Here is an 11073-nt window from a genome sequence, read left to right as displayed (position 1 = left end):
TTCCAGGGGGAGTTCACCTACCGGAGGCGACTCTTCCGGAGGGTCTCGCGTGAACCGTCCAGCCCTACGACGACAGGGCGTCCCACGGTCCTCACAGCCGGAGGGTGAACCAGGTGGTCTTTCCCTCGTCCGTGGGCCGCACTCCCCAGCTGTCGGCGAGCGTGCGGACGAGCAGCAGACCCCGGCCGGACTCCTCGTCCTCGGCGGCCCGGCGCGGCCGGGGCAGTTGCGGGCTGCGGTCGCTGATCTCCACGGTGAGGTCGGTGGCCGTGCGGTGCAGATGCAGACCGATGGGGCCCTCGCCGTGCTGGACGGCGTTGGTCAGGGTCTCCGACAGCAGCAGGAGCGCGTCGTCCGCGCCCGCGGCGCAGTCCCAGGCGGTGAGCGCCTGGTGCAGGAACGCCCGCCCCGCCGGCACCGAGGAGGGACAGGCCGGCAGATCGGTGGTCAGGGCCGCCAGCGGCGCGGCCGGGAGCTGCGCGAGCAGCAGGGTGACGTCGTCGTTGTGGCTCTCGGCGTCGGGCAGCAGACTCGCCAGCACATGGTCGGCGGCGGTCTCCAGGCACGGTGTGCCCGCGAAGAACTTCTCCAGGACGACGGTGAGTTCGGCGATCCGCTCCTCGATGTCACTGCCCGGCGTCTCGATCAGGCCGTCCGTGTAGAGCACCAGGGTCGCCCCGGGCGGGACGGCCGTACGGGACTGCTCGTAGAGGACACCGCCCACCCCGAGCGGGGCGTTGACGGGCGAGTCGAGGATGCCGACCGCGCCGTCGTCGGCGCTCGCGACGAGCGTCGGCAGATGACCGGCCGAGCAGACGGTCACGGTCCCGGTGTCGGGGGCGATGACCAGGTAGCAGCAGGTCACGAGCTGGTCGGGGACGTCGAGGTCGGCCACGCAGGAGTCCAGCGCCTGCATCAGCAGCCGCGGCTCCATCCCCGTCTTCGCCAGCGCGTGGGCCGCCGAGCGCAACTGGCCCATGACGGCGGCGGCCTCCAGCCCGCGGCCCATCACGTCACCGATCAGCACGCCCACCCGGTCGGCGCCCAGCGGTATCAGGTCGAACCAGTCGCCGCCCACCCCGGCGCCCTGGGTGGCGGGCCGGTAGCGGCTGGCGGTGGCCAGACCGGGCAGCGCGGGCGGGGTGCCCATCAGGCTGCGCTGCAGCGTCAGCGCGATGTGCCGCTGCTGCTCGTACAGGGCGGTCAGCTCGGCCTCGGCGCGCTTGCGGTCGCTGATGTCCCGGACGATGGCGCACGCGCCGACGACCCGGCCACGGGTGTCCCGCGTCGGCCACAGGGTGACGTCCACGTCGAGCAGCGCCCCGGAGCGGGTGACCCGCAGCGTCTCGAAGTGCTCGACCTTCTCGCCCTGGCGCAGCCGGGTCAGCAGCGCGCTGACCTCCGCGCGGAGGTCGGGCGGGGCGAGCATCGACACGTGCCGGCCGATCGCCTCCTCGGCGGTGTAGCCGTAGAGGTCCTGCGCCGCCGCGTTCCAGTAGGTGATGTCCCCGTCGAGGGTCTTGGCGAGGATGGCGTCCTGGGAGGACTCGACGAGCGCGGCGAGCTCGTTGATACGGGCCTCGGCGGCCTTGCGGTCGCTGACGTCGCGGACGGCGGCGGACACCAGCAGCCCGTCCGCGGTCTCCATCGGGCTGAGGCTGATCTCCACCGGGAACTCGGTGCCGTCCTTGCGCAGCCCGTGCAGTTCCAGCCCGGCGCCCATCGGACGGACCTGCCGGTTCGCCGAGTAGCCGCCCCGGTGCAGGGTGTGCTGGGTACGGAAGCGGTGCGGCATCAGCAACTCGACCGGGTGGCCCAGGAGTTCCTCGCGCCGGTAGCCGAAGAGCGCCTCGGTCTGCGCGTTGACCAGCTTGATGATGCCCTGGCCGTCCACGATGACCATCGCGTCCGGCGCGGCCTCCAGCAGACCGCGGAAGCGTTCCTCGGCGGCACCGGTCCCCTGGCCGGGGACCGGCACGCCGCCGCACCGGCAGTGCTGCGCCGCCGTCTGCGGCGTATCCGCCGTCACGGCCACGCGCGTCCGTTCGCCTCCGAGGGAGCCGGCCATGTCCGCCCCACCCCTTTCCCGCCGATGGATGCGGTCATCTCAGCGCTTCCGGCGCGCCGGGGCAGGGAGAAGTCGTTTAGTGGCCGTGACCGCCCGAACCTGTTCGCTGCGGGGCACTCGTTGGGCGTCTCGCGTCGGGGACGGCGTCGGGGACGGCGTCGGGGACGGCGACGGGGACGGCGACGGGGCCGAGCCGGGAGCGGGGGCGGGGATTGGGCTGGGATCGGGGCCGGACGCAGCGGCGCGACGGCGCGACGCGCGACCGCGGCGACCGCGTGGGCCGCGCGGGCCGAGGGCGAGCGGCCTCTGCCCTGCCGGGCCCGAGACCCGACGACGCTCCCCGGCGCGTACGGCGACCTGCCGGCGATGGTCACCAGCGAGCGGCCGGCCCGGTCCGGTCGGCCCGCAGGCCTTCCCTCACTTGCCCGTGCGCTCCCCGGAACCCGGCTGGTCCAGGTGGGAGGCGAGGACCGCGGCCTGCACCCGGCGCTGGACACCCAGCTTGGCCAGCAGCCGGGAGATGTGGTTCTTGACGGTCTTCTCGGAGAGGTAGAGCTTCTTGCCGATCTCGCGGTTGGTGAGGCCGTCGCCGATCAGCGCGAGGATGTCCCGTTCGCGGGGCGACAGGCTCGCCAGCTCGGCGGGGACCGAGGGCGTCTCGGCGGGGTCGGCGCGCAGCGACCGCATCAGGCGGGCCGTGGTCGCGGGGTCGAGCATCGACTGGCCGGAGGCGACGGTGCGTACCGCGGAGACCAGGTCGGAGCCCTTGATCTGCTTGAGGACATAGCCGGACGCCCCGGCCATGATCGCGTCGAGCAGGGCCTCCTCGTCGTCGAAGGACGTCAGCATCAGACAGGCCAGTTCCGGCATCTGGTCCCGCAGTTCCCGGCAGACGGTGATGCCGTCGCCGTCGGGCAGCCGGACGTCGAGGACGGCGACGTGCGGCCGCAGGGCCGGCCCGCGGGCGAGCGCGTGCTGGACGGTGCCGGCGTCGCCGACGACCGAGATGTCCGGTTCCGCCTCGAGCAGGTCGGTGATGCCACGCCTGACCACCTCGTGGTCGTCCAGCAGGAAGACCCGGATCGGGTCCTCTTCCGTGAACGTGCGCGACTGCGTCATGACGGCCCCTCGTCCTCACCGGATGCGCGGGCAGCCCGCAGGCCGCCCCCAGAGATCATCGCTCCGCCGGGGCGGGCCGCACTAGGGCCGTCCGGCCCCACTTGTGCGCTCCGGGCCCGCCGCCACGCTCGGCGCCGGGCGCGAGGCCAGGTCGAAGTCCACGTCCACCACGCCCTCGACGGCCCTGACCAGCCGTGCCGCCACCGGCACCAGGGACGTGTCGCGGATCCGGCCGGCGAGCGTCACGACCCCGTCGCGGACGGCCACCCGCAGCAGGGACGCGGGGGCGGGGAAGAGGTACGACACCACCTCGCGCCGGACCTCCTCGGCGATCTCCTCGTCGTCGCGCAGGAAGACCTTGAGCAGGTCGGCGCGGCTCACCACGCCCTGGAGCACGCCCACCTCGTCGACCACGGGCAGCCGCTTCACCCCGCCCCGCGCCATGATCCGCGCCGCCTGGGAGAGCGTGGCACCCGGCCGGACGGTGAGCGCGGGGGCGGTCATCAGCCCGCCCGCCGTCGGCGCACCGGCCTCGGCCGCCGCGTCCCGCACCTCCTGCCCGTCCCGGACCTCTTCCGCGTCGCGGAACTCCTCCCTGCGCAACAGGTCCGCCTCGGAGACGACGCCGACGACCCGGCCCTCGCCCTCGACCACGGGCAGGGCGCTGACCCGCCAGTCCCGCATCAGCCGCACGATCTCCTTGAACCGGGCCCCGCGTCCGACGCTCACGACGGTCGTGGTCATGACGTCGCTGACGATGTGCGGCGTGCCGTGCACGGCGGTCACTCCTCGGTCACTTCTCGGTCAGACGCTCGCCCCGGCGCCGTACGGGGCGTAGAGGTCGAGCAGTCGGGTACGGGCGGCACGCAGGCGGTGGGCCAGCACCTCGCCCACCCACTGGCCGACGGCGTTCCCCAGCTCGGGATCCTGCCGGCACAGCGACCTGACGGTCTCGGCGTCGAACTCCCAGGCGCGTACCGGGGTGGTCGCCGCGGCGCCCATGTGCCACACGCGCGGGCCGAACAGCCAGGACCAGCCGACCAGTTCGTTGTGGCCGATGTTCTCGATGACGGCCGCCCGGCGGCCGGGCACATGCATGTCGAGCTCGATCCTGCCGGTCCGGACGATCCAGAACCGGTCGGCGCGACCGCCTTCGTCGAAGAGCCGGGTCCCGGCGGCGAACGAGACCTCCCGCGCGGCCGGCATCAGACGGTCCCGGTACTCGGCGGGCAGCGCGCGCAGCACGCTGGGGGACGGGGGTGCGTTCATGGCGGGCCTCCCGGTGCGGGTGTACGTCGTCCTGCCGCCAGCGTGTGCCACGGGACGCGCTCCCGCCATGGGCCGAGCGGACCCGCCGCCCCGGGACCATCAGCCCACCCGCGGGCCGTACGGCCGTCCCCAAAGCCCGTACGGCCGTCCCCAAAGGTGGTACGGCCGTCCCCAAAGGTGGTACGGCCGTCCTCGCGGCCCCTACGGCCTACTGAGGGGGCTGCTTCGCGAGCCACTCGCGGTAGGCGGCCACCGCCGTCGGCAGGGTCGGGAAGATGTGGTCCGGGCCGACCGAGCCGGCCAGGCCGTACGTCCGGAGGTCGTCCAGGAGGTCCTGTTTGACGCGGGCGAGGGCGAACACGACACCGCGCGCGGTCAGTTCGCGGCGCAGGTCGTCGACCGCGTCGAGGGCGGTGATGTCGACCTCGACATTGGCCTCGGTGTTGAGGACGAACCAGCGCACGGGCTCCGCCTGGTCGGAGACGGCGGCCAGGGCCCGGCGCCGGAAGTTCTCCGCGTTGGCGAAGAACAGCGGCGAGTCGTAGCGGTAGACGAGCAGACCGGGGACGGTCCGGGCGGCCGGGTAGTCGTCGATGTCGTGCATGCCCGCGAGGCCGGGCACCAGCCCCTCGACCGCGTCGTGCGGGCGGGCCACCCGCGTCAGCAGCTCCGCGACCGACAGGCCCACGGCCACCAGCACGCCGTACAGGATGTCCAGGGCGAGCACCCCGGCCAGGCAGCCGAGGGCCAGCAGCAGCTCGCGGCGGCGGAAGGCGGCCAGCCGGCGGAAACCGCCGAGGTCGACCATGCGGGTCGCCGCGTAGACGACGAGGGCGCCGAGCACCGCCGAGGGCGTGCGCGTCAGCAGGGGGCTGAGGAAGAGCAGCACGGCGAGGACGAGGGCACCGGCCACCAGGGAGTACGCCTGGCTGCGGGCACCCGCCGAGGTGGCCAGCGCGGTGCGGCTGGCACTGCTGCTCACCGGGAACCCGTGCACGGCGCCGGCGCCGAGGTTGGCCGCGCCCAGGGCCAGGAACTCCTGGTTGGCGTCGAGCTCCGGCTCCTCGTCCGGCCCCCGGCCGGCGAAGGCGCGCGCGGTGAGGATGAAGTCCGTGTAGGCGACGAGCAGGACGCCCAGCGCCGGTAGGACCAGCCGGGGCAGCTCGCCCAGGTCCGGGGCGGCGAGGCCGGGCAGGCCCGAGGGCACCGTGCCGATCACCTTGATGCCGAAGCGGCCGTCGAGGTCGAACACTGTGACGGCCGCCGTGCCCAGGACGACCGCCAGCAGCGGACCGGGGACGGCGGGCGCGTACCGGGCCAGGAGGAGGACCATGGCCAGGACGGCCGCCGAGAGCACGAGGGTGGGTGCGTGTGCCTCTCCCAAGTGGGAGAGGAACGACCACAGTTGGGGGAAGAACTCGGTGCCCGTCGTCGGTACCCCGGTGAGCTTCGGCAGCTGGTCCACCGTCATGATCAGCGCCACGCCGGTCAGGTAGCCGACGAGGACGGGACGGGAGAGCAGGTCGGCGAGGAAGCCGAGCCGTGCCGCCCGCGCGACCAGGCAGAGCAGGCCCACCGCGGCGGCCAGGGTGGCGGCCAGCACGGCGTACCGGGCGGAGTCGCCGGCGGCGAGCGGGCCCACCACGGTGGCCGTCATCAGGGCCGTCGTCGACTCCGGGCCGACCGACAGCAGCCGTGAGGAGCCGAACACGGCGTACAGGGCCAGCGCGGGCAGGATCGCCCACAGCCCGGCCACCGGGGGCAGCCCGGCCACCCCGGCGTACGCCATGACCTGCGGCACCAGGTACGCGGCGACGGTCACACCGGCCAGCGTGTCGCCCTTCAGCCAGGCGCGCCGGTAGCCGAGCAGCGAGCCGAGCCCGGGCGCGAGCGCGCGCCACCCCACCTGTCTGCCGCCGCCCTCGCCCATGGATCCCCTTTCGCCGGGGCCCAGCATCCACCGGGCCCGGCCCGGCCGCGAGACGGACGCGCCGGACCGGCCCAACAGGCCTTTCGACCAGGGCCGTTCGGCCCCACCCCCACCGACCTTCGGCATCCGGCGCACCCGCCCGTCCCGGACCAGAGTGGTCATCGCAGAGGCCGACATCCCGCGCCCGACCTGAGGATCCCGCTCCGCAGGAGGTGGAGAACATGCTCCGTACCGTCACCGCAGGCCCCGACGGCTCACCGTCCCGCTCCGGCGCCGCCGCGCGCAGGTCCGGCCGGACCCGGGGCGGCTACGGGGCCCGCCCGCCGTCCGCCACCGACGAGTCCCTCGACGGGTCCGCCGCCGAGCCCTTGGACGGCTCCCTCGACAGGTCCGCCGCCGAGCCCCCGGGCGGCTCCCTCGACGAGTTCACCGCCGAACTCATCGACGAATCCGCCGCCGAGCGCCTCGGCGGCGTCCCGCGCGGCAGGGGCAGGGGCAGGGGCAGGGGCAGGGGCCGGAGCGGGTGCGGCCTCGGTGCGGGGCGGTGACCGTCGTGGAGGAGTTGCCTCTCGTCGTCGGTGTGGACGGTTCTGAGCCGAGCCTGCGGGCCGTGGAGTGGGCGGCCGACGAGGCCGCCCTGCGCGGGACACCGCTGCGGCTGGTCCACGCCTCGCTCTGGGAGCGCTACGAGGGAATCTCGCCCGCGGACGCCCTCGGGGAGCCGTCCGAGCAGGTGATGGCCGAGGACATCGTCGAGGCCGCGGAGCGGCGGGCCCGGGGCCGGCAGCCCGGGGTGAAGGTGTCCACCGAGGTGCTGCCCGAGGAGCCCGAGTACGCGCTGGTGCGGGAGAGCCGCGACGCCGGTCTGCTGGTGCTGGGCAACCGCGGGCGCCGCGGCCTCACCGAGGCCCTGCTCGGCTCCGTGAGCCTCACCGTCGCCGCCCACGCGCACTGCCCGGTGATCGTGCTCCGCGGCGACCAGGACGGCCGGGGCGGTGCGGGCAGGCACGGCCGGATCGTCCTGGGCGTAGGGGACCGGCGGGAAGCGGTGCGCTTCGCACTGCGCGAGGCCGGGCTGCGGGGCGCCGAGCTGGCGGCCGTACGGGCCTGGTGGTGCCCGGCGTACGAGACCACCGACCTCCCGCTCCTGGCGGGGGCACCGGCCCGGGCGCACGAGCAGGCGGCCGTCGAGCGGCTGGCGGAGGCCCTGGGCGAGGCCCCCGAGGGCCTGACGCTGCGCCGGCGGACCGTGGAGGGCCACGCCCGCCAGGTGCTGTCGGCGGCTTCCCGCGACGCCGACCTGCTGGTCGTGGGCGCCCGCCGCAAGTCCGGGCACCGCGGCCTGCCGCTCGGCCGGACCGTCCACGACGCCCTGCACCACTCCGCCTGCCCGGTCGCCGTCGTACCCGAGTGGGTGTGAGCGAGGTGACCGGCGACCGCTCAGAGGCTCGCCGCGTGATCGGGGACGTAGGTCTGCAGATCCCGCGGCGGACGCTCGTACCCGGTCGACGGCGGCCGTTCCGGCAGCTCCAGGACCTGCGGCGGCAGCTCCTGGTAGGGCACCGAGGACAGCAGGTGGGCCATCATGTTCAGCCGGGCCCGCCGCTTGTCGTCGCTCTCCACGATGTTCCAGGGCGCCTCGGTGAGGTCGGTGTGCACCAGCATCTCGTCCTTGGCCCGGGAGTAGGCCTCCCAGCGGGTGATCGACTCCAGGTCCATCGGCGACAGCTTCCAGCGCCGCAGCGGGTCCTCGAGGCGCTTGCGGAACCGCTCCTGCTGCTCGACGTCGCTCACCGAGAACCAGTACTTGCGCAGCAGGATCCCGGACTCGACCAGCATCCGCTCGAAGATCGGGCAGTGCCGAAGGAAGAGCTGGTACTCCTCCTTCGAGCAGAAGCCCATCACATGCTCGACCCCGGCCCGGTTGTACCAGGACCGGTCGAACAGCACGATCTCCCCGGCGGCCGGCAGATGCGCCGCGTACCGCTGGAAGTACCACTGGGTGCGCTCGCGCTCGGTCGGCTTGGGCAGCGCCGCGATCCGCGCGAAACGCGGATTGAGGTGCTCGGTCACCCGTTTGATCGTGCCCCCTTTGCCGGCCGCGTCCCGCCCCTCGAAGATCACCACGAGGCGGGCGCCCGTCGCCCGCACCCACTCCTGCAGCTTCACCAGCTCGGTCTGGAGGCGGAGCAGTTCCTTCTCGTACGTCCTGCGCGGCAGCTCCGCCGCTTTCTTGCCGGCCATGCCGCCTCCACCACCCGATGACCCCTGCACCGACGACTTCCGGAGCGTCATCCATGTCCACGGTCGAAAACCAGGACGCCACCGTACTGTCCGACGACGAACTGCGCACCCTGGACGCGCACTGGCGGGCCGCCAACTATCTGGCCGCCGGGCAGATCTACCTGATGTCCAACCCGCTGCTCACCGAACCGCTCACCCCCGAGCACATCAAGCCCCGGCTGCTCGGCCACTGGGGTACCTCGCCCGGCCTGAACCTGGTGTACACCCACCTCAACCGGGTGATCAGGGCACGCGGCCTCGACGCGCTCTGCGTCTGGGGACCCGGCCACGGCGGCCCCTCCGTGCTGGCCAACTCCTGGCTGGAGGGCAGCTACAGCCAGACCTACCCGGACGTCTCCCGGGACGTGCGGGGCATGGAGCGGCTCTTCCGCCAGTTCTCCTTCCCCGGCGGGGTGCCCAGCCATGTGGCCCCCGAGACACCCGGCTCCATCCACGAGGGCGGCGAACTCGGCTACTCCCTGTCGCACGCCTACGGCGCCGCCCTCGACCACCCGGACCTGCTGGTCGCGTGCGTCGTCGGGGACGGCGAGGCGGAGACCGGACCGCTGGCCGCCTCCTGGCACTCGAACAAGTTCCTCGACCCGGTGCACGACGGCGCCGTCCTGCCGATCCTGCACCTCAACGGCTACAAGATCGCCAACCCGGCCGTGCTGGCCCGCCTCCCCGAGGCCGAGCTCGACGCCCTGCTGCGCGGCTACGGCCACGATCCGATCCATGTCACGGGCGACGACCCGCACCTGGTGCACCGGGCCATGGCCGCGGCGATGGACGAGGCCCTTGACCGCATCGCCGCGCTGCAGCGCGCGGCCCGCGAGGACGGGGTCACCGAGCGCGCGCACTGGCCCGTCATCGTGCTGCGCACCCCCAAGGGCTGGACCGGCCCCGCCGAGGTGGACGGCGAACCGGTCGAGGGCACCTGGCGGGCCCACCAGGTGCCGCTGGCCGGCGTCCGCGAGAACCCGGAGCACCTGCGGCAGCTGGAGGCCTGGCTGCGCTCGTACCGGCCCGGGGAACTCTTCGGCGCCGACGGCCGGCCCACCGCCGACGTGCTCGCCTGCGTCCCCGACGGTACGAAGCGGCTCGGCGCGACCCCGTACGCCAACGGCGGCCTGCTCCTGCGCGACCTGCCCATCGCCGACCTCGACGAGTTCGCGGTCCCCGTCGACAAGCCGGGCGCCACCCTGCACGAACCCACCCGCGTCCTCGGCGACCTGCTGGAACAGGTCATGCGGGACACCAGTGTCCAGCGGAACTTCCGGCTGGTCGGCCCCGACGAGACCGCCTCCAACCGGCTCCAGGCCGTCTACGGAGCCAGCGGCAAGGCCTGGCAGGCCGAGGCGCTCCCGGTCGACGAACACCTCGACCGGCACGGCCGGGTGATGGAGATCCTCTCCGAACACACCTGCCAGGGCTGGCTGGAGGGCTACCTCCTGACCGGCCGGCACGGACTGTTCTCCTGCTACGAGGCGTTCGTGCACATCGTCGACTCGATGGTCAACCAGCACATCAAGTGGCTGAGGACGTCCCGGCAGTTGCCCTGGCGGGCGCCCATCGCCTCCCTCAACTACCTGCTCACCTCGCACGTGTGGCGCCAGGACCACAACGGCTTCTCGCACCAGGACCCCGGCTTCGTCGACCACGTCCTCAACAAGAGCCCCGAGGTCGTCCGCGTCTACCTCCCGCCGGACGCCAACACGCTTCTCTCCGTCGCCGACCACGCCCTGCGCAGCCGGGACTACGTGAACGTCATCGTGGCCGGCAAGCAGCCCTGCTTCGACTGGCTCTCCATGGACCAGGCCCGCGTCCACTGCGCGCGCGGTGCCGGGATCTGGGAGTGGGCCGGCACCGAGAACGGCTCCCGCGAGCCCGACGTCGTCCTCGCCTGCGCCGGCGACGTGCCCACCCAGGAGATCCTCGCCGCCGCCCAGCTGCTCCGCCGCGACCTGCCGCAGCTGGCCGTACGCGTGGTCAACGTCGTCGACATGACCCGCCTCATGCCCAAGGACGAACACCCGCACGGGATGACCGACTTCGAGTACGACGGCCTGTTCACCACCGACAAGCCGGTGATCTTCGGCTACCACGGCTACCCCTGGCTGGTCCACCGCCTCGCCTACCGCCGCACCGGCCACGAGCACCTGCACGTGCGCGGCTACAAGGAGTCCGGGACCACGACCACCCCGTTCGACATGGTCGTCCGCAACGACCTGGACCGCTACCGCCTGGTCATGGACGTCATCGACCGCGTCCCCGGCCTCGCCGTCCGCGCCGCCGCCCTGCGCCAGCAGATGGCCGACACCCGCACCCGCCACCACGCCTGGATCCGCGAGCACGGCACCGACCTCCCCGAGGTCGCCGACTGGACCTGGACGGACTGACGTCC

The 11073-nt window shown here is 73.5% G+C and carries 9 protein-coding genes; 3 read left to right on the top strand and 6 right to left on the bottom strand.

The annotated features are described in order from the left end of the window. Positions 1-91: 91 nt before the first annotated feature. The 5 genes from ACIPSJ_RS44820 to ACIPSJ_RS44800 all read right to left on the bottom strand — a co-directional run bounded on the left by ACIPSJ_RS44820 (position 92) and on the right by ACIPSJ_RS44800 (position 6413). Positions 92-2068: a PAS domain S-box protein gene (locus ACIPSJ_RS44820; protein WP_359227012.1), complete on the bottom strand. Its 1977-nt coding sequence runs from the start codon at positions 2066-2068 to the stop codon at positions 92-94. Positions 2069-2485: 417 nt separating this feature from the next. Next, complete coding sequence (locus tag ACIPSJ_RS44815; RefSeq protein ID WP_355723073.1) at positions 2486-3187, bottom strand: response regulator transcription factor; 702 nt, start codon at positions 3185-3187, stop codon at positions 2486-2488. 81 nt (positions 3188-3268) lie between these two features. Next, complete coding sequence (locus ACIPSJ_RS44810; protein ID WP_401354911.1) at positions 3269-3964, bottom strand: CBS domain-containing protein; 696 nt, start codon at positions 3962-3964, stop codon at positions 3269-3271. A gap of 27 nt (positions 3965-3991) precedes the next feature. Next, on the bottom strand, positions 3992-4456 hold the full coding sequence (locus tag ACIPSJ_RS44805) for a Crp/Fnr family transcriptional regulator (RefSeq protein WP_401354909.1): 465 nt from the start codon (positions 4454-4456) through the stop codon (positions 3992-3994). A gap of 208 nt (positions 4457-4664) precedes the next feature. Further along, positions 4665-6413: a SulP family inorganic anion transporter gene (locus ACIPSJ_RS44800; protein ID WP_401355447.1), complete on the bottom strand. Its 1749-nt coding sequence runs from the start codon at positions 6411-6413 to the stop codon at positions 4665-4667. Between the two features lie 194 nt (positions 6414-6607). Between ACIPSJ_RS44800 and ACIPSJ_RS44795 the strand changes: the two genes are divergently transcribed. Beyond that, positions 6608-6934 carry a hypothetical protein gene (locus ACIPSJ_RS44795; protein WP_401354906.1) on the top strand — a complete coding sequence of 109 codons (327 nt, stop codon included), beginning with the start codon at positions 6608-6610 and terminating at the stop codon, positions 6932-6934. After that, the gene (locus tag ACIPSJ_RS44790; protein WP_401354904.1) at positions 6931-7806 is read left to right on the top strand and encodes a universal stress protein; all 876 of its coding nucleotides are present in this window, start codon (positions 6931-6933) and stop codon (positions 7804-7806) included. Before ACIPSJ_RS44795 ends, ACIPSJ_RS44790 begins: the two co-directional genes overlap by 4 nt. Before the next feature lie 20 nt (positions 7807-7826). On the opposite strand, the gene ppk2 is transcribed toward ACIPSJ_RS44790, so the two are convergent. Beyond that, complete coding sequence (ppk2, locus tag ACIPSJ_RS44785) at positions 7827-8630, bottom strand: polyphosphate kinase 2 (protein ID WP_355723087.1); 804 nt, start codon at positions 8628-8630, stop codon at positions 7827-7829. A gap of 53 nt (positions 8631-8683) precedes the next feature. Between ppk2 and ACIPSJ_RS44780 the strand changes: the two genes are divergently transcribed. After that, positions 8684-11068: a phosphoketolase gene (locus ACIPSJ_RS44780; RefSeq protein ID WP_401354901.1), complete on the top strand. Its 2385-nt coding sequence runs from the start codon at positions 8684-8686 to the stop codon at positions 11066-11068. Positions 11069-11073: the final 5 nt, after the last annotated feature.

Origin of the sequence: Streptomyces sp. NPDC090088, from assembly GCF_044747345.1 — a bacterium.
Taxonomy (GTDB): domain Bacteria; phylum Actinomycetota; class Actinomycetes; order Streptomycetales; family Streptomycetaceae; genus Streptomyces.
Note: the sequence above shows the minus strand (reverse complement) of the source record. Positions and strands in the feature narration are given on the sequence as shown.